Origin of the sequence: Pseudorhodoferax sp. Leaf274 (genome assembly GCF_001422445.1) — a bacterium.
Lineage (GTDB): Bacteria > Pseudomonadota > Gammaproteobacteria > Burkholderiales > Burkholderiaceae_C > Pseudorhodoferax.
The window spans coordinates 70,102-93,845 of record NZ_LMNA01000001.1; the positions used below are offsets into that span (position 1 = coordinate 70,102).

At 66.5% G+C, this 23,744-nt stretch carries 20 protein-coding genes and 1 pseudogene; 7 read left to right on the plus strand and 14 right to left on the minus strand.

The features are described 5' to 3' along the window. Positions 1 to 370: 370 nt before the first annotated feature. From phnX to ASF44_RS31420, 6 genes are all read left to right on the plus strand, one after another. Complete coding sequence (gene phnX / locus ASF44_RS00310) at positions 371 to 1,039, plus strand: phosphonoacetaldehyde hydrolase (RefSeq protein ID WP_082524424.1); 669 nt, start codon at positions 371 to 373, stop codon at positions 1,037 to 1,039. Between the two features lie 1,729 nt (positions 1,040 to 2,768). After that, entirely contained in the window at positions 2,769 to 3,671 is a 903-nt protein-coding gene (locus ASF44_RS33190; RefSeq protein ID WP_369820895.1) for a mechanosensitive ion channel family protein, read from the plus strand. A 108-nt stretch (positions 3,672 to 3,779) separates the two neighbouring features. Beyond that, on the plus strand, positions 3,780 to 4,475 hold the full coding sequence (locus ASF44_RS00320; protein ID WP_200930533.1) for a hypothetical protein: 696 nt from the start codon (positions 3,780 to 3,782) through the stop codon (positions 4,473 to 4,475). A 2-nt stretch (positions 4,476 to 4,477) separates the two neighbouring features. After that, complete coding sequence (locus tag ASF44_RS00325) at positions 4,478 to 5,596, plus strand: hypothetical protein (protein WP_235579083.1); 1,119 nt, start codon at positions 4,478 to 4,480, stop codon at positions 5,594 to 5,596. 264 nt (positions 5,597 to 5,860) lie between these two features. Next, positions 5,861 to 7,000 carry an epoxide hydrolase family protein gene (locus ASF44_RS00330; protein WP_056898118.1) on the plus strand — a complete coding sequence of 380 codons (1,140 nt, stop codon included), beginning with the start codon at positions 5,861 to 5,863 and terminating at the stop codon, positions 6,998 to 7,000. Positions 7,001 to 7,116: 116 nt separating this feature from the next. After that, complete coding sequence (locus ASF44_RS31420; RefSeq protein WP_156374298.1) at positions 7,117 to 7,680, plus strand: hypothetical protein; 564 nt, start codon at positions 7,117 to 7,119, stop codon at positions 7,678 to 7,680. A gap of 95 nt (positions 7,681 to 7,775) precedes the next feature. Here ASF44_RS31420 and ASF44_RS00335 read toward each other — a convergent pair whose 3' ends face one another. The 5 genes from ASF44_RS00335 to ASF44_RS00355 all read right to left on the minus strand — a co-directional run bounded on the left by ASF44_RS00335 (position 7,776) and on the right by ASF44_RS00355 (position 13,599). After that, positions 7,776 to 8,966 carry a PepSY domain-containing protein gene (locus tag ASF44_RS00335; RefSeq protein ID WP_235579084.1) on the minus strand — a complete coding sequence of 397 codons (1,191 nt, stop codon included), beginning with the start codon at positions 8,964 to 8,966 and terminating at the stop codon, positions 7,776 to 7,778. Further along, on the minus strand, positions 8,963 to 11,374 hold the full coding sequence (locus ASF44_RS00340; RefSeq protein ID WP_082524425.1) for a TonB-dependent siderophore receptor: 2,412 nt from the start codon (positions 11,372 to 11,374) through the stop codon (positions 8,963 to 8,965). Before ASF44_RS00340 ends, ASF44_RS00335 begins: the two co-directional genes overlap by 4 nt. A 110-nt stretch (positions 11,375 to 11,484) precedes the next feature. Further along, positions 11,485 to 12,465 (minus strand): FecR family protein, encoded by a 981-nt coding sequence (locus tag ASF44_RS00345; RefSeq protein ID WP_082524426.1) that lies wholly within the window; start codon positions 12,463 to 12,465, stop codon positions 11,485 to 11,487. A 6-nt stretch (positions 12,466 to 12,471) separates the two neighbouring features. Beyond that, the gene (locus ASF44_RS00350; protein ID WP_056897208.1) at positions 12,472 to 12,948 is read right to left on the minus strand and encodes an RNA polymerase sigma factor; all 477 of its coding nucleotides are present in this window, start codon (positions 12,946 to 12,948) and stop codon (positions 12,472 to 12,474) included. Positions 12,949 to 13,107: 159 nt separating this feature from the next. Then, on the minus strand, positions 13,108 to 13,599 hold the full coding sequence (locus ASF44_RS00355; RefSeq protein ID WP_056897209.1) for a DMT family transporter: 492 nt from the start codon (positions 13,597 to 13,599) through the stop codon (positions 13,108 to 13,110). Between the two features lie 97 nt (positions 13,600 to 13,696). Between ASF44_RS00355 and ASF44_RS00360 the strand changes: the two genes are divergently transcribed. Then, entirely contained in the window at positions 13,697 to 14,620 is a 924-nt protein-coding gene (locus ASF44_RS00360; protein WP_056897210.1) for a LysR family transcriptional regulator, read from the plus strand. A 396-nt stretch (positions 14,621 to 15,016) separates the two neighbouring features. Here the strand turns inward: ASF44_RS00360 and ASF44_RS00365 are convergent, their stop codons facing one another. The 9 genes and pseudogenes from ASF44_RS00365 to ASF44_RS00400 form a co-directional block, all read right to left on the minus strand. Then, complete coding sequence (locus tag ASF44_RS00365) at positions 15,017 to 15,751, minus strand: GGDEF domain-containing protein (RefSeq protein WP_056897211.1); 735 nt, start codon at positions 15,749 to 15,751, stop codon at positions 15,017 to 15,019. Positions 15,752 to 15,845: 94 nt separating this feature from the next. After that, a complete protein-coding gene (locus tag ASF44_RS00370; RefSeq protein ID WP_056897212.1) occupies positions 15,846 to 17,300 on the minus strand; it encodes an ATPase domain-containing protein in 1,455 nt (484 codons plus the stop codon). Then, positions 17,297 to 17,695, minus strand: coding sequence for a hypothetical protein (locus ASF44_RS31425; protein ID WP_156374299.1), 399 nt, complete (start codon positions 17,693 to 17,695; stop codon positions 17,297 to 17,299). Before ASF44_RS31425 ends, ASF44_RS00370 begins: the two co-directional genes overlap by 4 nt. Before the next feature lie 201 nt (positions 17,696 to 17,896). Beyond that, positions 17,897 to 18,747 (minus strand): annotated as a pseudogene (locus ASF44_RS00375) (CoA ester lyase). Beyond that, positions 18,737 to 19,918, minus strand: coding sequence for a CaiB/BaiF CoA-transferase family protein (locus ASF44_RS00380; RefSeq protein ID WP_056897213.1), 1,182 nt, complete (start codon positions 19,916 to 19,918; stop codon positions 18,737 to 18,739). Before ASF44_RS00380 ends, ASF44_RS00375 begins: the two are co-directional and overlap by 11 nt. Then, on the minus strand, positions 19,915 to 21,045 hold the full coding sequence (locus ASF44_RS00385) for a CaiB/BaiF CoA-transferase family protein (RefSeq protein ID WP_056898120.1): 1,131 nt from the start codon (positions 21,043 to 21,045) through the stop codon (positions 19,915 to 19,917). The genes ASF44_RS00380 and ASF44_RS00385 overlap by 4 nt, the downstream gene beginning before the upstream one ends. A gap of 13 nt (positions 21,046 to 21,058) precedes the next feature. Further along, positions 21,059 to 22,030 (minus strand): tripartite tricarboxylate transporter substrate binding protein, encoded by a 972-nt coding sequence (locus ASF44_RS00390; RefSeq protein ID WP_056897214.1) that lies wholly within the window; start codon positions 22,028 to 22,030, stop codon positions 21,059 to 21,061. Positions 22,031 to 22,068: 38 nt separating this feature from the next. Continuing rightward, positions 22,069 to 22,860 (minus strand): enoyl-CoA hydratase/isomerase family protein, encoded by a 792-nt coding sequence (locus ASF44_RS00395; RefSeq protein ID WP_056897215.1) that lies wholly within the window; start codon positions 22,858 to 22,860, stop codon positions 22,069 to 22,071. 68 nt (positions 22,861 to 22,928) lie between these two features. Then, positions 22,929 to 23,690 carry a GntR family transcriptional regulator gene (locus ASF44_RS00400; RefSeq protein ID WP_056897216.1) on the minus strand — a complete coding sequence of 254 codons (762 nt, stop codon included), beginning with the start codon at positions 23,688 to 23,690 and terminating at the stop codon, positions 22,929 to 22,931. Positions 23,691 to 23,744 lie beyond the last annotated feature (54 nt).

Here is a 23,744-nt window from a genome sequence, read left to right on the forward strand (position 1 = left end):
CGCTTGGCGAGGCCGTGCAGACGCTGAGTGCGTTGGAAGGCCGCGGGGTGCCCCGTACCGCGGACATACAACACGCTGCGGCAGTTGGTCGATTCTGACGATTCGGGTTGAAAAAGCACGTGATCAGGCGAGCGCTGACCCGCGCAGGTAAGGGACGTGGCGTCCGGCAGGGGCCTTTCCGGGATTTCTGTTTAGGACAACACGGAGGCAACTTGGTCGACCGCGAAGCGCCCTCTACAGCCCGTCGCCTCGCAGGCCTGAACGGCGGCTGTGCAGCAGTTGTAGGCGCTGCCACCTGCGAAGCGAACCAACGGTCTGTGCCAGTCTGCGGACGTACGGCCTAAGCAATTCGCGCAGCTCGGATGACCGCATGGGAGTGCACTGCCACCGTTTAGTTCTTCATGGCGAGGCGGCGCAGTGGCAGGCCCGACATGGGCAGCCCATGGGCGATGCCGATGTGGACCGGCTCTACGAGGTCTTCACGCCCTTGAACGCGGCCGTGGTGCCGGACTTCGCGGACTTCATTCCCGGCGTGCTGCAGACCATCGCCGCCATCCGCGGGCGCGGCCTCAAGGTCGGCTCGACCACGGGCTACAACCGGCCCATCATGGAGGTGGTGACGGCCATCGCCGCCCGCGCCGGCTTCGTGCCCGACAGCCTGGTGTGCGCCGGGGACCTGGCCACCGGACGCCCCACACCGCTGATGATGTGGCGCAGTTTCGCCAACCTGGGCATCTGCTGCCCGTGGACCGTGGTCAAGGTGGACGACACGGAGGTGGGCATCGAGGAAGGCCTCAACGCCGGCAGCTGGACCGTGGGCGTAAGCGTGAGCGGCAACGCCATGGGCTTGACACTGGCCGAGTGGCAGGCTCTCTCGCCTGCCGCGCAGGCCGAGCGCCGCGCCGCCGCCAGCGCCAAGTTGCGGGACGCGGGCGCGCACTACGTGATCGACTCGGTAGCGGACTTGCTGCCGGTGCTGGATGCGCTCTCGCAAAGGCTGGCGAGGGGCGAGCGTCCTGTCCAGCCTTGGAGAGCATAGACCGAGCGCCTTTCTGGCCCCTCGCAAAGGCACGTGTGGGAATGTTCCAGGCTGGCCAATGCATGAAGGCGTGACGGGCTTGGAGTCTGGATCTCCGTGATGATCGCGCGCAGCCTGGCGGTGGGTATGCACAATCGTCGGCTGCATGTATCCCGACCTCCACCTTGCGGTCACAAACGGCCGACGTTTCTTCGCTCAGCTGGCGCTGCTGCTTTGGCTCACCGTTGGCTCGACGGAGCTGTTGGCGCAAGGTACGCCACCTATGGCCCGGCCTATGCCATCCGCCGCGCCAAGCCCCGTGGCGGTGTCGGACATCCTGGCCCGCGCGGACGAAGACCAGCAGCGTGTCGACCGGGCCAGGCAACTGTTGCAGGCACCGGACCCGGCAGAGCGATTGGGTCGCGCACTGGACGCGATCACACGGCCGGTGGACGCCAAGCTCAACACGACGGCCGGCGGCGCCTTGCGCACGCTACCGGTCATGCGTCTGGAGAGCTTGTCGCGCCACTGGGAATTCGACGACCGGCGCTTTGCCGACTGGGAGGCGCAGGCCAGGCATGCACTGGCTCCGTACGGCGACGCGGCGCTGCAACTCGCACAGCGCCGCGCGGCCTGGTCGGCCACGCGCGCTGCGGGCTTGCTTGACGGCCTGCCGCCGGCTCTGTCCTTCCGCGTGGACGCTATGCTGGGGCAGATCGACACAACCGAAGCAGCACTTGGCGTTGCGCTGGCGCGCCAGCTCGACCTGACCCAGCGCGCCAGCGAACTCAAGGCCCGCATCCACGCCGGTAGCAACGATGTCGCGGCTGCCATTGAGGACCTCGACCGGCGGCTGCTGCAGACCGACGTCCCGCCGCTGTGGCAGGGCCTGGGGCCGAGCGCCGGAACGCAGGCAGCCTGGAAGGAAGTGGAGCGGGGCCTGCAGGTCGAGCGTCAGTTCGCCGTGGACTACCACGCTGCGGACACCGGGAACCAGCAGGCGCTGCGGGTCGTGCAGCTACTGATGTTGCCACTGGTCCTGTGGCTGGCGGTGCGCAGCAAGCGCACGGCCGTCGACGCTGCACCGCCCGAGCGCATGGCCCGCGCTTTGCGTCGTCCGTTGTCGGCCTGGCTGCTCCTGTCCATGTTGGCCGTGCTGGTGCTCGAACCTGACGCGCCCCTGCTGGTCCAAGAGGTCGCTCTGGTTCTTGCACTGGTGCCCGTGTTGCGTCTGCTGCCCGCCGGAACGCTGCGGGCGCTGGGCGCGTGGCCAATCGGCGCCATCGCCCTGTACGCGCTGGATCGCACCGGGGTGGCCGCCGTCGCCGATCCCGCTCTTTACCGACTGTTCCTGCTCGTGCTCAACGCCATGGCCCTGGGGCTGACCGTGTGGCTGCTGCGCAGGCCAGTCTCGCAGGCGCCGGCACTGCCGGCACCGGACGGCATGCTGCAACGCGCCGCGCGCCCCGCAGGCTGGACCGCCCTCACGCTGTTGGTGGTTGCGGCGGCCTGCAATGTCGCGGGCAATGTCTCGCTGGCGGAGATGCTCACCAGCGGCGTGATCGACAGTGGCTACATGGCCCTGCTGCTGTATGCCGCGGTGACCGCCTGCATGGGCATCGTGCGTGCGCTTCTGGGCCAGCCAGAGCTTGCCAACCGCCGGTTGGTGCGCCAGCACGAGCCCGTGCTGCTGACCATCTTCACGCGCTTGCTGCTGTTGGGCGCTGCACTGGGATGGCTGCTCTACACCATGGACCGCTTCCGTGTGCTGCGTCCGCTGCACAGCGTTGGTGCCAAGGTGCTGGACTTGGGCATCGAGGTCGGCCAGGTGTCCGTCCACCTGGGTAGCGTGCTGGTGTTCGCCGTCTCCATCTGGCTGGCCTACTGGGCAGCGCGCGCGGTGCGGCGCGTGCTGCGGGACGAGCTGCCAGGCAATGCCGGACTTCCCCGCGGCGCCGGCAACAGCATCGCTTCGCTGAGTTACTACGGCGTGCTGCTGCTTGGCGCGCTGGTCGCGCTTTCGGCGGCGGGCTTTCAGGTCGGTCAGCTCGCGCTGGTTTTCGGCGCGCTGGGCGTGGGCATCGGCTTCGGACTGCAGAATGTGGTCAACAACTTTGTCTCGGGCCTCGTGCTGATGTTCGAGCGGCCCATTCAGCCCGGCGACATGGTCGAAGTGGGCACCACCGCCGGCACCGTGCGCGAGATCGGCCTGCGCGCCACCACCATCCACACCTACGACGGCGCCGATGTGGTGGTGCCCAACGGGCTGCTCTTGAGCGGCAACCTCACGAACTGGACCATGTTCGACCGCAGCCGGCGGTTCGAGGTGGCGGTCAGCGCGGCCTACAGCTCCGACCCCGCCCAGGTATTGGCACTGCTCGAAGCAACGGCACGCGCCACACCCGGCATTGCTGCGCAGCCAGCGCCCTTCGCGCAGCTGACGGGCTATGGCGACAGCGCGCTGAACTTCGTGCTGCGCGCCTGGACGGCCGATGCGGGCACCTGGGGCACGCTGCGAAGCGACCTGTACGCACGCACGCTGGCGGCCATGCAGGCGGCCGGCATCCCTATCCCGTTCAACCAGCTCGACGTGCACCTGCGGGGCGCGCCAGAGCCGCCAGAAACCAGCGCCCGTGGCAGGACTGCAACGTAGTCCTAGTCCTACCAGCTGGCACCCGAGCCCGTGGCATCATTTTCTTGAGAAGGGAGTAAGGGCATGGCATCGAATCGACACCCATTGGCATGCGGGCTTGCAGTTCTGATGTGCTCCACCGCAGCGCAGGCGCAGACGCCGCCCGACCTGGCGGATTTGGTTGGCGCACGCGGGGCCGGCGGAGAGACCCAGATGCAGGCACGCGGCTACCAGCAGGTGCGCGCCACGCGCGTGCGCGACCAGTCCTGGACCTTCTGGTGGAGCGACATCCAGCGCGCCTGTGTGGCGATCTCCACCGACGACGGCCGCTATGCCGCGATCAACCGCATCCCCGAGCAGAACTGCCGGCCCGGCGGCGTAGCCAGTGAGCTGCCGCCGCGGCCGCACCAGCCCGACACGCTCACGCTGATCTGCTACGGCCAGGGCGAGCACGCCGTGTTTGCCAGCCACTCGGGCTACGAGTGGAACGACAAGCGCAAGCATTACGAACCCATGCAGCGCACCGAGACCGCCAACGAGCAGTTCCAGACCGGCGTGCAGTTCGAGTTCCGCGACGGCGGTGGCCGCGTGCACCTGAGCGGCAAGATGATCCCGCCGCTCAACTCCGGTGGCGTCGACGGCTGGTGGCAGCTGGAGGACGTTCAGATGTCGCCCGACCGCATCGCCGCGCGCTACCACGTCAGCGGGCTCAACCGGCTGAGCGTGAACATCGACCGGCGTACTGGCATGGTCGAGATCAAGGACAAGCCAGGCTTTAGCGGCAAGTGCGACCAGGGCGACTGGGGCGCGGGCCGCAAGTTCTGAAGTTGGCCGCCGCCATCTCCCCGGCTGCCCAGCCGCCGGCCAGCACGTGGGCGGTCCGTGTGTCCACCCTGTTGTGGGCCGCGCTTGCGCTGTGCTTCCTGACCGGCCTGCCGGTGCTGCTTGGCGTGACCTGGCTTGCGTTGCCGTTGCTGATGCTGCTGGCCGCACTGCTCGCATTGCCTCTGGCCTGGCTGTGGCGGCGCGTCTGGCGACCGTCGCGGGCGCGGCCCTGGCCCCACACCTGGCTGCGCGGGAGCGCTGGCCTGTGGTTCCTGCTGTGCGGCCTAGCGGCTGCACCCGTGTACTACTTGGCCATCACGACCGAGACCCGCCCGGCCATCGTGCCCACGGTCACCCTGTCCAACGGGCCACGCACCGTGGTGCTGCAGGGCATGCAGCACGTGGGCGCCGAGCGTTTCTTCCAGGCCGTGGTCTACGACCTGGAGAAGGCATTGGCCGATGGCTACGTGCTGGCCTACGAGGGAGTGGCCAACAGCGATCCCGAGGCCGACGCCTGGTTCCGAAAGGCCCTGACCCACGGCAAGGACCTCGGCGACAGCTACCGCGAGCTCGGCAAAATTTGCGGCCTGACCTACCAGATCGACTACTTCGGCCCGGTGGTTGCCGACGCCAAAGCGCATCCGGAGCGGCACGTGACCATGGATGTGACCACCAGGGCCATGAAACAGGAGTACGACCGGCTGGTAGGGGCCGATCCGACTTTCGCCGCCGCAGTGCGAAAGCGCGAAGCACCGGAGGCTGCGGACGATGACGACGACGCGTCAGGCCTCGTGACGCGCCTCATCGCCTGGCAGAAGGCCGGCGACGAACGCCAGCAAATGCTGGCCGGCACTCTGTGCCGCGGCATCATGACCCATGTGATGCGCCGCTCCGGCCAGGGCGGCAGCGGCGAGCTGGACCCGGTTGTGCTGGACTTTCGCAACCGCCATCTGGCAACGCAGCTGCTGAGCGACCAGCGTCTGAGAATCTACGTGACCTATGGTGCGGCGCACCTGCCCGGCGTGATGGAACTGATGAAGCGCGAGCCGGGCTGGAAAGTGGAGTCGGTCAAGTGGATGCGCACCATCGCGGCGCCGGAGCACCTGGAAGGTCGCCTGTAGCTGTCGAGGCGGCATGGCCGTCACTGCATTGGTCCATTCCCAATGCCGGATTCTGGAGGCGGAAGCCAGGTCGATGCAGATGACTGCCAACGTCGACTTAGCGCTCTGAAGCGGTCCTATCGACCGTTGTCCCCAGTGGCTGTTGATGGCCGAGAGCCGGCCCCGGGAACATACCCACTGCAGATTCCAAACCCTCCTGTCACGCACCTTGAGCCGTTGAAAGAGTTGTCCTGCGTTATCCTGGATCGCCCCCCTGAGAACATCATGATTTCACCCTACACGATCAACATCCCTGACGAACGGCTAGCACGGATCAGAGCCAAGGTCGAGGCTTATGACTGGAGCCAGCTGCCGGATGCGAGGGGCTGGTCAGCGGGGGTCGGGGTTGATGACCTCAAGCGGCTCGCCGCGTATTGGCGGGACAGCTACGACTGGCGTTCGGTTGAACGGCGTCTCAACGCACTCCCCAACTTCACGGCCGACGTAGAAGGCGAGCACCTCCACTTCGTCCACGTGAAAGGCGACGGCTCCAAGCCGCCCGTCTTGCTTCTGCACGGCTGGCCGGGCTCGTATCTCGAGTTCGAGCGGCTGTGGGAGCCGCTCGCAGCGGACGGGCACGATGTTGTCGTCCCCTCGCTTCCTGGCTTCGCGTTCTCCAACCCGATCACGCGCCCCATTGGCCCGCGGCGGGCTGCTGCGCTCATGCATGGGCTGATGATCCAACTGTTTGGCGATGTGCGGTATTTCATTCAAGGGGGCGATTGGGGCCACAGCATCGCGACCTGGGCAGCGCATGATCGACCAGACGCTCTGCTCGGCATCCATATCAACATGATGACCGTGCGTGCGGAGGACGCCGCTCCGACGACAGTCGACGAGAAGTCTTTCGTCGCCAAGCGTGCCGCGATTGCCGATCGGGAAAGCGCCTACTTTCACGAGCAGGAGACTCGTCCGCAGACGCTCGGCGTCGCGATGGCCGACAGCCCGGTCGGAGCGGCGGGCTGGATACTCGAAAAGTTCGGCAAATGGGCCGATCTTCCGACCACCGCCGATGGAGACCCCGACATCTGGAGCAAGTTCTCCGAGGAGGAACTCCTCACCAACATCATGCTCTACATCGCGCCGCCATCGTTTGTGACTGCAACCTGGATCTACTACGGCAGCCGGCTTGAGACGTCGCGGCTGCTGCCGGCCGGCACCCGCATCCAGGTGCCGACCGGCTTTGCAGCCTTCCCCGATCCGGTGTTCTTGCCGCCGCCGCGCTCGTTCGCGGAGAAGACCTACAACATCGTGCATTGGACTGACATGCCGCGGGGCGGGCATTTCGCCGCGCTGGAAGAGCCGGAACTGATGTTGGCCGACCTGCGCGACTTCATCGCGACGGCACCCGGAGCCCGCTCTTGAAGCTGGAGATCTCCGTGTAAAAGCATGCGGCATGCGAAGTCATCTTGATGCCTGCGATGCCAAATGGTTAGGCCCTCAGGCGTCCAGAGATGCCGGCGGCAGTTGAGAATTGGGATATGTTGATCGCCAGTTGCTCCGTTCGAGGTATCAACGCGCCCAAGCGCCTGCATGCTGTCGCTCCGCACATCATCGACACGGACACCGACGATTTGCTCGCCGGTGCCAATGCCTGGATCACCTGTGTGCACGCCTTGCCGCACATGGACCCCCACTGGCCGGACAAGCTGTTTCTAACTTTGACCGTTGAGGGCGATGACTACGTCGCCGGCGATGCCGCATACCTGCAGCAGTCGTTCGAGAGCGTTCCGGTGCCGCCCGTAAGTCTGTTCATCGTGGATCCACTGACGCCGCATTGGCTTTTCCACCCCGATGCGGTCTACGGCCAGGAGGGGCCATCACGCTGGATCGGGCGGGGAGGTGGCAACAGCCGCCCGACGCACGCTACCGGCCCTGGGCGCCCGGGACAGCTTGACGCTGCAGCCGTTGTACTTGCTTCCCAAGCGTCTCTGTCCGGCAAATTTTTCTTGACGAAGGCGGCAGGAATGAACCGCTCGCGAGGCGCATGCGCTCCCCAAGGCAAGCGCTTCAGGGTAAAGAGCCAAAGCCGTTGCCTGGGTTGACCTTCACATGCCGTTGCGGCAGGTATGCGCCTTTTGAAGCCGCTCGTCATGGGTACACCGATGGCTGGTTTGGGTGGCAACGCTGCCCTTTCCGTTCAAGCCGCATCCCTTCGGGCCTTACGCTTGCGTGCCCAAATGAGCACGCCAGTGAACGACAGTACCGTCACGGCCAAGCCGAACAGGCTGATGGCCGTCTTCATGGGCATTCCACCGATCGCTGCCATGTGCAGCAGGGTCAGCCAGGTCGTCACGGTGTCGCCAGCTGCGGCGGTGGTGGGAAACCAAGTGCCGACCAGGTTGCCCGTGTCAGCGTCTATGAAGATGCGCGTGCTGCCGCCCTTGTCCTTGATGTCGAGGCTGCTGCGCACGTCGTAGCGGTAAAGCCCGCGCCGCGGGTCGTACGACAGCGAGCTCTCCTGGCGCAGAGCAAAGCCCAGTCGTGCCCCTTCCTCGCGCATGAGTTCGCTGGCCCGGGTGTGCGCCTGAATCCAATCCAGGCGGGGTTCCCACAGCGGTGTGGTGCGTGTGGGCAACTCCTCGACGCCGGGCTGGCGTGCAGCCAATCCTTGGACCACGGGGTCGTAGACCTGCGGCAGGTTGAGCGCCACGCTGCTGATGGCCATGCCAAGCAGCGCCAGCCACAGCCACAGACCACCTGCGCGGTGTACATCGAACACCGCGCGAAAAGGCGAGCGCAGGCTGAGCTTCCATGCCGTGGACCATCGTGCCCAGAAGGAGGAAGCCTCAGCATGGCGGCGCCGTGCAGGCAAGGTCAGGTACAGCCCCACCAGGCAGTCCAGCGTCCACAGCAGGGCAGCGATGCCCAGCACAACGGTGCCCACCGGCCCCAATGCGAGCGAATAGTGCAGGCGGTAGACGAAGGGCATGAGGTTGTGGACGCCCTGTGTGATGTCGCCCCACCGCCGCATGCCCAGGATCTGGCCGGTGTACGGGTCGATGAAGACCTGGTCGTCGGCCAGCGGCGGACCTCCTGGCTTGCGCCGCAGCAGGAACGCGGCGGCCCTGCCCGGCTCCAGGACCAGCGGCACCCGCGCCACCAGCGCCTGCGGGAAGCGCTGCTGCACCGCATCGCGCAGTGCCAGCGGCGCCCACATCGCCGCATCGGGGTCGGTCGGCACTGCGCGGAGCAGGCGGGGGTTGAGCGCCTCGTCCAGTTCCGCGTTCCAGGCCAGCACGACGCCGGTCAGTCCCGTCAGTACCAGGAAGCCGGCCAGCGACAGGCCAACATAGCGGTGCAGGCGCAGCCAGACGCCGCGCGGGTTCACCACCGGTAGCTCAGGGTGCCGAGGGCTTGCCGTTCATCACCGTAGCGGCAGATCGCGAACTCGCAGTGTGTGATCTTCTTGTTAACCAGGTTGGCGACATTCAGACTGAAATCCCAATGCGGGTCGATGCGGTAGCGGACCAGCGCGTCTAGCACGGTGTAGGCTGGTAGCGCCGTGGCGATGCCGGACGCCCGGGTCGTTCCCTTGTAGCGCGCGCCCAGGCCGATCGTCAGGTCCGGCAGGCCCCACTGCGCGAAGCCGTAGTCCAGCCATAGCGCGGCCTGGTGGTAGGGCGTGTCCTCGCTGCGCTGGCCGATTTCGGCAGCGACCGTGCTGCGCGTGATGCGGGCATCGATGTAGGCGTAGGAGGCAATCAGGTTCAGACTGCGCGCCACCTCAGCCTTGGCTTCGAACTCCAACCCGCGCGAGCGCACCTCGCCGGCCTGCAGGTACGCGTCGCGGCCCGCGTCGTACTTCAGCACGTTGGTCTGGGTGAGTTCGAACACGGCCGCGCTGAGCAGCATGTTGCGGTCCTGCGGCTGGTAGCGCACGCCGGCCTCGACCTGCTTGCCGCGGGTGGGTTTGAACTGCTGACCGTTGGCTTCGGCGGCCGACACCGGGTAGAAGGATTCGCTGTAGCTCAGGTACGGTGCCCAGCCATTGGCGAACTTGTGGATCAGGCCGGCGCGCCAGGTCGTGGCCTCGTTGTCCTGCTTCAGCTTCGCCTGGTTGCGGTGCAGCGTCTGTTCCTGGTCTGCCCAGTCGTGGCGCAGGCCGAGCAACACGGTCCAGTGCTCGCCCAGGTTGATCTGGTCCTGCAGGTACAGGCCGGCCTGCTGGGTGTCGATGCGCGAGCCGCGGTCCACGGTGGGGTTGCGTACCACGGTCACGGGCTGGCCGTAGGCGTAGGTGGCCAAGTTGAGCGACGGTGCGTTGGCGCGGAAGTTGGTCGAGTCCCACTCGGTTTTGTACGCGTCCAGGCCCAGTAGCAAGCGGTGCTCGACCGCGCCGTGGTGAACCGTCCATTCCAGCCGCGTGTCGGTCGACAGGCCTTCGGGGCGTTCGCGGCGGTCGCTGTACTGGCGCTGCAGCACGCCCGTGGTGGCGGCCGCCCGAATCGCCGCCGCAGAGGTCTGCGCCTGCAGGTAGTTCCAGTTCACATTGGACTTGAAGTAGCGCGCGCGGTGGCTCAGCTTGAGGTTGTCGCTGAAGGCATGCTCCAGCTCGTAGCCCAGCGCGTACATCTCGCCGCGCATCTCGTCGTAGCCGGGCTCGCCGATGAAGGCTCCGCGGCCAATGCGGAAGGGGCCCGTACCGAATCCCTCCACGAGCTGGTAGGGCAGCGGCGCGGCGAAACGTGTGCTGGTCTTCTGGTAGAAGGACAGCAAGGTCAAGGACGTGGCCGCACTGGGGCGCCAGGTCAGGGACGGCGCGATGTAGATCTTGTCGTCGAGCAGGTAGCTCTGCGCGGTATCGCTGTCGCGGCCCAGGAAGGTCAGGCGGTAGTCCACCGTGTCGCTGAGCGGGCCGCTGAAATCCGCCGTGAGTTGTTTGCGGTTGTGGCTGCCGACCTGCAAGCCGATCTCGCGCAAGGGCGTGGAGGTCGGGCGCTTGCTGACCGCGTTGACGAGGCCGCCTGGCGAGAGCTGGCCGTAGAGCACGGAGGCCGCGCCGCGCACCACCTCCACGCGCTCCAGACCATAGGGTTCTTGCACGCCGTCGTAGGAGTTGCCCTGCAGCCGCAGGCCATCGCGCAGCGAACCGCCCGTGGCGGCCTCGACATCCATGCCGCGGATGCGGAAGCGGTCGGCGGTGCGGTTGAAGCTGGTCGGCTCGCTCGTGACGCCGGGCGTGTAGCCCAGGGCCTGGGCCAGCGTCTCGGCCTGCCGGCTGCGCAGTTCGTCCCGGGTGACGACGGACACGGACTGCGGTGTCTCCACGAGCAAGGAGTCGGTCTTGCTGCCGGCGGTGCTGCGTCTGGCGACATAGCCGGCGACCGGACCCGTGGCAGTTTCCGTGTCCGCCTGGGCCGTCACGGTGACGGCGGGCAATGCCGCGCTCGGGCTGGCGGGCGGCCGCGCCTGCACCGCGATGGCCGATGGCCCGCTGCCCACGGCGACGAGCCCGGTACCGGCGAGTGCCTGCTCGAGCGCTTGTTGCAGCGTGAGGCCGGCGCGCAGGGCGGGCGCCGTCTTGCCAGACAGCAAGGCAGCGTCCGCACCGATCGCGATGCCGGCCTGGCGCGAAATGGCGCTGAGCGCCTGGGCCAAAGGCTGTGCGGGCACGGCGGCCTGCAGGCGCGTACCGGCCTGGGGCAGTGGCGCCTGGGCATGTGCGCCGAAGGCCATCGCGGCGGTCAGCACGGAAGCGCCCAGCCGAGGAGCGCATCGGAACAAGGGTCGGGTCATGGACGGTGTCCTGGGGTTGGTTTCTTGCGGAAGACCAACCAGGCGCCCCAATCCTGACAACTCATTTGTAACTCAATGCATCTGAGACTGGGCGGCCGCCTGGAGAGCCGTCACCGGGCCTCGATGACGGTCGTGCCGTCGTCGCCGCGACTCAGCCGGACCGGCAGCATGTCGGGCAGCCCGCGCAGGAATGACTGCGGTTGCCGCAACGGGAAGCTGCCACTCAGGCGCAGGGCGTGCAGCCTTTCCTGCGGACCCAGCTGCAGGCGCTGGGGCAGGTAGTCGTTCCAGCGTTCCACGACCTCGGACAACGGGGTGTCGTCGAACACCAGCCAGCCACGACGCCAGGCACCGACGTCATCCGGTTGCACCGCAACGCGCCGGCCCAGCCCCTGGCGGTCCGCGCGCACGCCGTCACCGGCCTGCAGGACCAGGGCCGGTGGCCCATCGGTGGCCTGCGCGCCGTGCCAGACACCCACCCGTCCTTCTGCGACGGCGACCTGCAAGCCCGACGCACGCACGCTCACGGTGAAGACCGTGCCCAACACGCGCACCTGGGCCAAGTCGGTGTGGACCGTGAACGGCAAGGCTGCGTCGGGCGCGACCTTGAAGCGCACCTCTCCTTGGACGAGCCGCACCTCGCGGCGGTCCCGGTAGTAGGTCACCGACAGGGCCGTGCGCGCCGCCATGCCGAGTTCCGTGCCATCGGACAGGACCTGGTTGCGCAGCTGGCCATGGCCTGTTTCCAGCGCCAGTGCCAATGTGGGCTGCTGCCACCACCAGCGTGCGCCGCCCGCGGTGAGGAAGGCTGCACCGCCTAGGCCCAGCAACAGCATGGCGCGCCGGCGCGCCTGCGAGTTGGCACGGCCGGGGCGTGGGACGGCCTCACGCAACGCACTGCCGTCGGTGGCATCCCACAGCCGCTGGGCCATGTCGATCGCGGCGGCATGGTGCTGGTCGACCGCACGCCCTTGCTGCAGGCGTGCGCGCGCGGCATCGGCGCTGGCGGCGTCGCCCTTGTGCACGCGGCCGACCAGCAGCAGCGCCTGCTCCACGAGACGCGACGGGGGAGAAGAAGGGTAGACGGACATGTTCGTTCAGCGGCTGGAGGGGGACAGCCCTGCGCAGTCGAGGATGCCACGCATCACATGCCGTTCGATGGCCGCGACGCTGATCCCCATCTGCGCGCCAGCCTCCGCATAGCTGCAGCCGTGGATGCGCACGAGGATGAAGGCGTCGCGCCGCTTCGCGGGCATGACGGCCAGGCGGCGCACGAGCGCGTCCAGCTGCTGGCGCGCGATGGCCGTGCGCTCTACCGACGGCGCGGCGTCTGAGGCCACCAGTCCCAGGGTGTCCAGCATGCGCTGCTCGGCCATGCGGCGGGTCGCCTGCGTGGCCGCGACGTTGCGGCCAACGTGGTACAGCAGCGCGCGTGGATCGAGCACCGCGTCGCCCTTGCGCTGCAGCGCGAAGATGCGCGCATAGGCCTCCTGGACCACATCGGCTGCCGTGTCGCGGTCACCGAAGGAACGGGTGAAATAGCGCAGCAGTTCGCGGTAATAGCGCTCGGGCAAAAACACACCTCGGCCAGGAATGGTGGCGCTCCCGAGGTGGCTGAGACGGTGCCGCAAAGGGCACGAGGCTGTGGCGATGGGAGTCTGTGACGGGATTGTAAAGGGGGACATTCAGGACCTGTTTGAGCAACGGTATCCCCGTCAGAGGACACCGCGCCGTCACGCCGGCCTGGCCGGCGCCGCCGCGCTGGCGATTTGCACAACGACCATCCCGGCCAGGATCAAGGCCACGCCGGCACCGCGCCACGCGTTCGCGGGTCGGAACGGCAGCCCCATCAGGCCGTGGTGGTCGATGGCCAGTGAGGCCAGCATCTGGCCCGCAATGACGCAGACGATGAAGCTGGCCGCGCCGAGTCTGGGCGTCAGCACGAGCGCGGCCGTGACGTATGCCACGCCTGCCACGCCCCCCAACCAGAGCCAGCCTGGGCCCTGCACGGCGGTGCCGAGGTTCGGCACCGAAGCCCGCGTGGCGAGCATCAGCGCGATGACGACCAGCACGCTCACGAGCAGCGAGCACAGCGTCGCCCACAAGGGATTGCCCAGTGCACGGCCCAGCGCGGCATTGCTACCCGCTTGGAAGGGAACGGCGGCGCCGGCGGCCAGTGCGACGGCCATCGGAAAGAGGCTGGAGAAAGCGGTGGGCCAGGACATGCGGGAAGTTCCTATGCGGAGAGTGCAAGACAAGCGGATGCTCCAACATGCATGCCAGGAATGGAAATTCTCATTTCGCACGTCTACTATCCATTGCATGGATGATCTGCGCCGCCTCGACCTCAACCTGCTCCTGACGCTGCATGCCTTGCTGGCGGAAAGGCACGTCACGCGCGCGGCCCTGCGCCTGCACAGGAGCCAGCCCGCGGTCAGCCACGCGCTGGCACTGCTGCGAGAGGTGTTCGGCGATCCCTTGCTGATGCGGCGCGGCGGCGCCATGGCGCTGACCCCGCGCGCGCTGGAGCTGCAGCAACCGCTGGAGAGCGCACTGGGCCAACTGAACGCGCTGCTGCGCAAGGGGGCGTTCGATGCAGCGCAATCGACGCATCGGTTCCGCATCGCCATGTCCGACTACGCCGCGCACCTGATCCTGCCGGCGCTGGCAGGACGGCTGCGGCGGACGGCCCCCGGCGTCGACCTGGCCATCAGCCAGTCCAGCCGGGAAGCCATGCTGGCCCAGCTGGCCGACGGCGAAATCGATCTGGCGCTTGGCGTGTTTCCGCAAGAGGCCGACGACACCGTGTTCGAAACGCTGTTTGAGGAGTCGTTCGTCAGCATTGCCGACAAGCGCTCGTTGCCGCCGCGCGGCCAGCTAACGCTGGGCGAGTGGCTGCAGCGCCCGCACGTGCTTGTCGCCACAAAGCCGGACGCCGAGAACGAGATCGACGCCGCACTGGCGTCGAAGGGCATGCGCCGGCGCATCGCCCTGGTGCTGCCCCATTGGCAAGCCGCGACCGAAGTCCTGGCGGAGACCGATCTGGTGCTGACCGTCGCGCGCCGTACCTCGGAAAACATGCCTGGACACCGCGCATTGAAGCGTTTTGCTGTCCCGTTCGAACTGCCGCATTTCCCGTTCCGGCAGGCCTGGCACGCGCGGCGCGATTCCAATGCCGCACATGTCTGGTTGAGGGCGTTGGTGCAAGCATGCTGCGTCAGAACTGGCCCGGCTCGTCCCCTGTGACGGCGATGGCGTGATCGCTTTTAACGGGCCGTGATGGTCTGCAAGGCTTTCATATCATTCACTGCCTCGTGATAGCAGCTCGCGGGCAATGCCACTGAATGGGGCACCGTCAGAGTCGTGCAACCGCTTTACGCCCGTTGCTGCACCTCGCGAGGCAAAGGCGAACGACAGCTGTTGAGGGCAAAGCTGTCGGGTGGACAGCACAGAGATCGTTGCTCAGATCACTATCGACGCCGTCGCGAGGACGCTGACAACTTCTAATGCACTTAGCTCTGATTCAGCATTGGCAAGGCAGTCCTCCCAATATGTCTCAGACCTTGGATGCGTTTGGTTCTGCTTTGCAACGCACGCCACGGGCGGCTCACAGGCTTGTAACACCCGCAGTCCACGCCCGCGTCAATTGGGGCGTGTACCCTCGCCTTGCCGTGGGCGCTGCTTTGCCCTGTACATGGCCGCGTCTGCGCATCTGATCAAGGCGTTGGCGTCAAGACCATCAGCGGGGTAGAGGCAGAACCCGACGCTCACCATCACGCGCAGTTTTTGTCTGCTGATGGTCATCGAGGCACCGATGGCGCGAGCCACCTTCCCTGCCACGGTTGCCGCATCCTCCGAGCAGTTGACCTCCGGCAAGAGGATCAGGAACTCATCGCCGCCGTGCCGGCTGACCGTGTCCACGTCTCGAACTGCCTTCACGAGGCGCCTCGAAAGTTTCTTGAGCACCTCATCTCCTGCGGCATGCCCCATGGAGTCGTTGATCTCCTTGAAGTGGTTGACATCAAGGAACAGCACCGCGAGGGACTTTTGTTGCCGCTTCGCGCTGGCAATCGCCTGCGTGATACGGTCCTGCATCATTGCGCGATTCGGCAAGCCCGTGAGGTGGTCGAGGCCAGCGGAAAGCGTGAGAAGCTCAAGTGCCTGCAGCGCCGAATCGGTGGCGAACTGGTTATCCATGGCGGCGACTACAAGACGCTCGTTGATGTCGACCCAATCCTCCCGTTCATTTGTCGGCTTTGCTCGTCGCGCCACGGCGATTTCACTGTTAATGCGGGTGAGCAACGCACGCGCTGCACCGATCTGCCTGACCAAGTCGTCGAGCTCGACTTTGAGCTTATTAGGATTGAGCTTGACCATCGACTGTGACGCCGAAGTGCATGCGCGGGCGGTGTTGGCAGATCATGCACATCGGAACGATGCTTGGGCCTTCGATCGCCTGTGACAATGCCGATTAAAGACGCTTGTGTGTAGGACGGCCGCCCATCAAGCCCTCCAGGCCCTCCAGCGTGTCGCCGATCTTGATTCCGGCATCGTCGATCGTGAACAGCCGAATTTGGTCGGAATGCGCGCTTGCGCGGATCTTGACCACCGACATCATTCGTCGAAGCCGGCTATCCATCTCAATGTACCGCTGCACGATGATCACGTCAGTGAGGAACGCCGTGCCGTACGGGCTGAAACGCAAGTCGGTGTAGCGGTCTTCGAGTTCGCAGGTCATCAGGACCGTCACACCGGTGTCCGCCAGCGCAGTGACGAAGCGCGACAGCGCCTCACGAAAATCGGCGCGGAAGGTTGGGGCCAGCGAAAGCTCGAATCCGGACAACGAATCGATCACCACGCGCGTCGCCTGCAGGCGCGCGATCTCCGCCACGATCAAGGGCACGATCTCGTCCACCGACAAGTCTGGCACGCGGCTGTCCACCACGCCGACGCGATCCGCTGCAATGAGGGCCGCGACCGCCTCGTTGCGTGCCTTGACCGGCTGCTGCTCGAACATGGCGATGACGCCGGTTTCACCATTGCGGGCGCCCTCCTGCAGGAAAGCGGCCGCAAGCAGGCTTTTTCCGGAGCCCGATGGACCGGAGACCAGGATAGAGTAACCGGGCGGAATACCGCCTCCCAGCATGTCGTCGAGGTCCGGTACGCCGATGGACAGTCGCTGACCAGCGCTCCGGTCGATCTGCGCAGCTGTCGAGGGTTGGCGCTGACCGACAGGCGCGAAGACGTGCACGCCGTTGCCATCGATGCGAAAGGTGTGCAGCCCGGGCATCGTCGGTCTGCCGCGCATTTTGAGCAGTTCCAGCTTACGCACCATAGAGTTGCGTTGCACGCTCTGGCGCAGCCAAATCAAGCCATCAGCCACCGTGAAGACCGGGTTCGCATCCGTCTCGTTGAAGTACTCTCCGATCAAAAACGTCGTGGCTTGCCAGCTCGTCATCAGCATGCCCAGGTGCTGCACGAAGCGTTGAAGTTCACCGTAGGGGTCACCCGGCGCCTTGTGGGACAACACGACAGAGCGGAATGAGTCGACGAAGACAAATGCAGGACTTCGACTTTCGACCTCCTCCGTGATCTTCTCCAACACCGCTCCGAGGTCGCCGGTAACGGCAACGTCGGAAAGGTTGATGAAGTGGATGGATGCGTTGATCTTCTGCGCATCGAAAAAGGCGAACTGCTGTTGATAGCGCAGCATCTTCAGCGGAGGCTCGCCAAGAACGGTGAAGTACAGCGCTGGCCGCTCGGGCGCGGCCAGCGCGAACATCATCTGGTGCGCTAGGGTTGTCTTGCCGCAGCCCGGCGGGCCGGCGATGAGATTGAAGGAGTATTCCGGCAGCCCTCCTCCGAGCACATCGTCCAGCCCTGGCACGCCGGTTGCCAGCGTGTTGATCAGCGAGTTGTTCGTCATTCGGCGTCGTTCTCTCGGGATGGAGCGTTGTAAGCGGCCTGCAGCGTTTTGCCCAGGAGCCGATCGGTCAGCATTGGACCGATCAAGCTCGTCAGCAATGCTTGGAAAGTGGTGACCATCCCGTGCGAGGCGGCAATGGCTTCGGCCACGGACTGGTGAGCCAGTACAGCATGCAGGCGTTCAAATGTTTGCGGATCGGATGTTCCCTGAGCTTGTCCAAGAAACGGATAAGTCCGTACTGACAGACTCAACGCGCGGCGGTACAGCGCCGCGACGCCGCGGTGCCCTAGGACCGGCGCCAGCACGCTGAAAATCTCCTTCCACTGAGCCACGGCTGCGGCCGCAACCCGTCGGGCTGGATCGTCTGCTCCGTCACGCGAATGGTCGGCAGTCATGGAGCGGGCATTATGGGCGCGTGGCCAAAGTGCAATGCGTCACGGTCGCGTCGCGCCCGCTGCGGTCTTCAGTGCGCAGGCGCCTACGACTGGTACGCACCAAAGCTGCCTCTACCGTTTTTGTTTGGTTGCCATCGTCAGCTGAACGGCCAGTCGAATGCTTGCAGAACAACAAGCAGATCTGAGGCGTGAAACAGAACCTCAAATCCGAGCCAACAATCTTCGCGCCTGAAGGACGACGGGTGGATCGACCATACGTCCGTCCAGCTGTACAGCGGCCCCGCCTGCCTCGGCATCGGCCTCAACGATGCGCCGAGCCCATCGCAGTTCATCGGCGCTGGGCGCGAGCGCTGCGTGCACGCCCGTCACCTGGCGCGGATGGATGCATAGCTTGCCGCCGAAGCCATAACGTAACGCACGGCGTGTGTCCGCTCGCAGGCGCTCGTCGTCGTCGATGCGCACCGTCACCCCGTCGATCGCCGGCGCAAGCCGCTGCAGCCTGGTGGCCATCGCCACCGCGAAGCGCAGTGGAGCGAGTTCCTGCTCGTCGTCGGACGCCGTGATGCCGGTGTCGGCCATGAAGTCGATATGGCCGATCACCAACCGCAGCACGCCTGCCGCGCCTGCGACCTCGGCCAGCGCGGCATGGCCGGCCGCGCTCTCGATCAGCGGCAACAGTGGCACGCTGGCTTGCGCGGCGCGCACGGCCGCCAGTGCAGTGGCCGATTCAGCCTTGGGCACCATCACGGCGCCAGGCGGACCGCTCAACGTCGCCAGCCAGCGCAGGTCGTCTTCGCCGTTCGGCTGACCTGGAGCGTTGATGCGCAGCACGACGGGGACAGCCTGCTGGAGCAGTGCCGGCCAGGCGGTCTCGATGGCCGCGCGTGCCTGCTGCTGGCAGCTGCCGGCACGGCATCCTCCAAGTCGAGCACCACGGCATCGGCGCCGCTGGCGGTGGCTTTGTCAAAACGCTCGGGCCGGTGGCCTGGCACGAACAGCAAGGTGCGGGCGCCTGCAATGGCAGTCGTCATCAGGCCCATCTCAGATCGCATGCTCGTGATGCAAGCGCTCAATGGTCTCGGCGCTGCGGCCCAGACCCTTCAGGATGGCTGCAGTGTGCTGGCCCAGCGCCGGCACAGCGTCCATGCGCGGTGCATAGGCGTTGGTTCGTCCCGGTGGCAGCAGCGCGGCAATGGGGCCGCTGGGCGTTCCGACCTCGCTCCAGCGACCACGCGCCTTTAGTTGCGGATGCTGCCAGACGTCGTGCATGTCGTTCACGCGTGCGTTGGCGATCTGTGCCTCGTCTAGCCGCTGCACGACTTGCGCGGCGGTCAGCCTGCCGAACACCGTGTGGATCAATTCCCGCAGCGCGTCGCGGTTGGTCACGCGGCGCGGGTTCGAGGCGAAACGCTCGTCCGTTGCCAGGTCGGGCTGCTGCATCACGGTGCGGCAGAACGCGGCCCACTCGCGCTCGTTCTGCAGGCCGAGCATCACCGTGCCACCGTCGCCTGCGGCGAATGGGCCGTACGGAAAGATAGTCGCGTGCGCAGCGCCGGCGCGCGGCGGCGGCGCCGCGCCGTCGAACGCGTAGTACATCGGAAAGCCCATCCACTCGACCATGCTCTCCAGCATCGAGACTTCGACGTGGCTGCCCTTGCCCGTCTTGCCGCGTTGCAGCAGCGCCGACAGGATGCCGGTGTACGCATACATGCCCGCCGCGATGTCGGCGATCGAACAGCCCGCCTTGGCCGGCGCGTCGGGCGCGCCGGTCACGGACAGAAAGCCCGACTCGGCCTGGATCAACAGGTCGTAGGCCTTCTTGTCGCGGTATGGGCCGTCCTCGCCGTAGCCCGAGATGTCGCAGCAGATCAGCTGCGGGTGCCTGGCGTGCAGTGCCTCGAACGACAGCCCCAGCCGTGCGGCGGCACCGGGCGCGAGGTTCTGCACCAGCACGTCGGCGGTCTCCAGCAGCTCGGCCAGCACCTGCTGTGCATCCGGGTGCTTGACGTCCAGCGTGAGGCTTTCCTTGGAGCGGTTGGTCCAGACGAAGTGCGAGGCCATGCCCTGAACGCGTTCGTCGTAGGCGCGCGCGAAGTCGCCCACACCCGGCCGCTCGACCTTGATGACGCGCGCGCCCAGGTCAGCCAGTTGACGCGTGCAGAACGGGGCTGCGATGGCGTGCTCCAGCGTTACGACGGTGATGCCGTCCAGCGGGCGTGTCATGCCGGGCTCCCAACGGTGGCTTCGAAGCTGCGGCAAGGCTGCTGCGCCAGGCGCTGGCCGTCGAAGCGCAGCGGATTGGCCAGCAGCTTCATTTCCGGGTCTTGTGGATGTGGCACGGGGCGCACCATGTCGATCTCTTTGAGGAACGGGTTTTCGAAAGCCTGGCGCACGGTGAGCACCGGCGAGACGGGCAGCAGGCCGTTCAGCGCCTTGAGCCAGTGCGCGGTCGGCTTTTCGCCGAAGGCGCCGTCCAGCGCATGCGTGAGTTCGTCTCGGTGCTTGGCGCGCGCAGCCTGGTCGGCAAAGCGCGGATCGTGCGTGATGGCCAGCTTGTCCAGCACGCCCAGCAGCGCCGACCAGAAGCGGTCGGTCATGCACATGATGTAGATCCAGCCGTCGGCGGTGCGGAAGGTTTGCACGGGCGTGACCGACAGGTGCGCGCCACGCGCCAGCCGGCTCGCGGCGTGGCCTTCGTTGATGTACCAGGTGCCGGCGTAGCCGAGTTGGTGCAGTGCCACGTCGAACAGGCTCACGTCGACATCGCAGCCGGCGCCGGTGATCTGCGCGCGGCGTATGGCGCCCATCAGGCCCAGCATGCCGGTGATGCCCGTCATGTAGTCGATGACGGAGGCGCCGAAACGCGTGGGGTCGCCAGCCGGGTCGCCGGTCAGGTCCATAAGGCCGGACTCGGCCTGCATCAGGAAGTCGTAGCCGGGCCAGGAACCGCGCGAGTTGTCGCGGCCGTAGGCCGAGATGTGCAGGCAGCACAACTTTGGGTTGATGGCCCCCAGCGTCGCGTAGTCTAGGCCGAGCTTGGCCGGTTGGTCGCCGCGCAGGTTGTTTACCACCGCGTCGGCCCCGGCCACCAGCTTCTCGAACTCGGCGCGGTCGCCGGCCTGCTTCAGGTCCAGCATCAGGCTCTGCTTGTTGGTGTTCCAGCCCTGGAACACCAGGCTGTCTCCGCGGCCAAGAAAGTACGGACCCATGCTGCGCGAGGGGTCGCCGCCGATGTCCTTGTTCTCGATCTTGATGACCTGCGCGCCCATGTCGGCCAGGAACATCGATCCGTAGGGGCCGGCTGCGAACTGTTCGATCGACAGGATGCGCAGGCCTTCGAGTGGCTTCATGGTCATGGCAGTCTCAGTCGATTGTGAGGTTGGCTTTTTTGACCTGGACCGCGAACTCGGCCAGTTCACGCTTGATGCGCGCCTGCATCTCGGCAGGCGTTCCAGGCAAGGGCTCGATGCCCTGGTTTTGCAACTGCTTCTGCACTGCCGGGTCGGCCATGATCTTGGCGGTCTCGGCGTGGATGCGGCTGATGACGGCGGCCGGCGTGCCGGCCGGTGCCATGAAGCCATACCAGGTGCCGATGTCCATGCCTGGCACGCCCGCCTCGGCCAGTGTCGGAACGTCGGGAAGCGCGGTGGAGCGCGTGGCCGTCGTGACGGCCAGCGGACGCGTCTTGCCGGACTTGAAGTGCGGCATCGCGGAAGGCGTGGTGTCGAACATCACCGAGACCTGACCGCCCAGCAGGTCGGCCACCGCTGGCGCGCTGCCACGGTACGGGACGTGCAGCAGCTTCGCGCCCGTCTGCAGCTTGAACACCTCGCCGATCAGATGGTGTGCGCTGCCGGGGCCGGCCGAGCCGTAGTTGTACTTGTCGGGATGGGCCTTGGTCAGCGCAACCAGCTCCGCTACGGTCTTGACCGGCACCGTGTTGTTCACCACCACCACGTTCGGGATCATGGCCAGCGTGCCGATGGACACGAGGTCGGTGTCGATCCTGTAGGCCAGCTTGGGAAACACGACCTGGGCGACCGTGTGGTGCAGCGTGCCGACCAGCAGCGTGTAGCCGTCCGGCGCGGCCTTCGCGACGAAGTCGGCGCCGAGCGTCGCGGACGCGCCCGACTTGTTCTCGATCACGACCGGCTGGCCCAGGGCCTGGCCCAGCTTGGGCTGGATCAGTCGCAGCAGCACGTCGGTGCTGCCACCGGCCGGGAACGGAACAATGAGCTTGATGGGGCGATTCGGGTAGTCGCCCTGGGCCTGGACGGAGCCAGCGGTCAGCGCGAGAGCGGCGGCGCAGATGAGGTGGCGGCGGCTTGCTTGCATGGGAAAGTCTCCTTCAAAGGTGGATGGGGTCGAGGTACTTACGGGAAGGCGGGCGAGCGCTTGTGCAGGAACGCGTCGACGCCCTCGCGCGCTTCTTCGGAACAGAACACCTGGTCGCTTGCCTTCAGCGATTCGGCGATGGCTTCGGCGTCGGGGCGGTCGAACGCCAGGTTCACGATGCTCTTGGCCTTCTGCATGGCCAGGCGTGGACCCTGGCCGATGCGCGCGGCGATGGCCTCGGCCTCGGCGCGGGCCTGGCCGCGGGCGACGACGCGGTTCACCAGACCCCAGGCCAGGGCCTGATCGGCCGTGATGGGATCGCCGAGAAAGATCATTTCCTTGGCGCGGGCTTCGCCGATCTTGCGGGCCACGCGGAAGGTGCCACCGCTGCTGGGGAACACGCCGAGCTTGATCTCGGGCAGCGCCAGTCGTACATGGTCCTCGGCCACGATGAGGTCGCAGCAGGCTGCGATCTCCAGGCCGCCGCCGAACGTGTAGCCGTTCAGGGCTGCGATGGTCGGCTTGGGGAAGGCGCGCAGCAGCTCGAAGACCTTGTTCTGGAAGATCAGCTTGTGCTCAAGCACCGCGCCTGGGGCGCGCATGTCCACGAGCTCCCCGATGTCGGAGCCGGCGCAGAAGGCGCGCTCGCCGGCGCCGGTCAGCACGACGGCGCGCACGCTGTCGTCGCGTTCGAGCCGGCGCAGCGCCGCGTACAGCTCACGCGTGAGCTGCAGCGACACCACGTTCATGGGTGGGTTGTCGAGCAGCACCACGGCGTGTTGCGCGGCGTGCTCGACGCGGATGCGCGCCGGGGCGGAGATGTCTGTCATGTCGGTCGTCCGTTCAGGGGTGGTAGGTCCGGACAACCGAGCGGGCCGGATGGCCCGCGGCGAAGCGGTCAGCCGGTCATGTTGGCCGTGGCGCGAAAGCGCCCGGATTGGATGTAGCGCCCGGCCGGGTAGTAGCTGACGGTGGCCTGCAGCAAGGTTTCGTTCTGGTCGTAGTAGAAGCGCCGGATTTCCAACGCGGCGGTGCCGGGAGCGGCCTGCAGGATGTCGGCCAGTTCCTGATTGAGGCTGGTGGCGGTGATGTCCTGCTGGATCTCGTGCACCCGCACGCCGTACAGGCGCTCGATGTTCTTGTAAATGGGGCTGCTGGAGACCACCGGCGTGTCCTGCGCGGCCGCAAAGCGCGGCGGCACATAGATGAGCAGGTAGCTCATGGGCAAGGTCTCGCCATGCGTCTTGCGCACGAAGCTCGCCTGCGACAGCAGCAGCCCCTTGGCAAAGCCCAGTTGCTGCGCCAGCGCCTCGTCCACCTTGACCTCGCTGCGCGACAAGGCGTGCATCTCGGTCGTCTCGACGAACTGCAGCAGCGATTCGACGGAGTTGACCGCGCGGAACAGGCTGCCACGCGCGCCGCTGCGCACGATGGTCCCCACGCCCGACTGTGAGCTGATCAAGCCGCGGTCGCGCACTTCGCGCAGGGCCTGCCTCACGGTGTGACGGCTCACGCCATAGCGTTCGCCGAGTTCCTTTTCCGACGGCAGGGTGGACTCGGGCGGATAGCGCCCTTCCTCGATGTCGCGCACCAGCACCGTTGCCAATGCCGCGTACATCGGCTGGCGGCCCACACCTGCGTCCAGAGTGACTGAGTTCATTGCGTTCCTCGCTTCGCTGCTCACGACATTGTCCGCCTGTCCGCATAGGAGGCG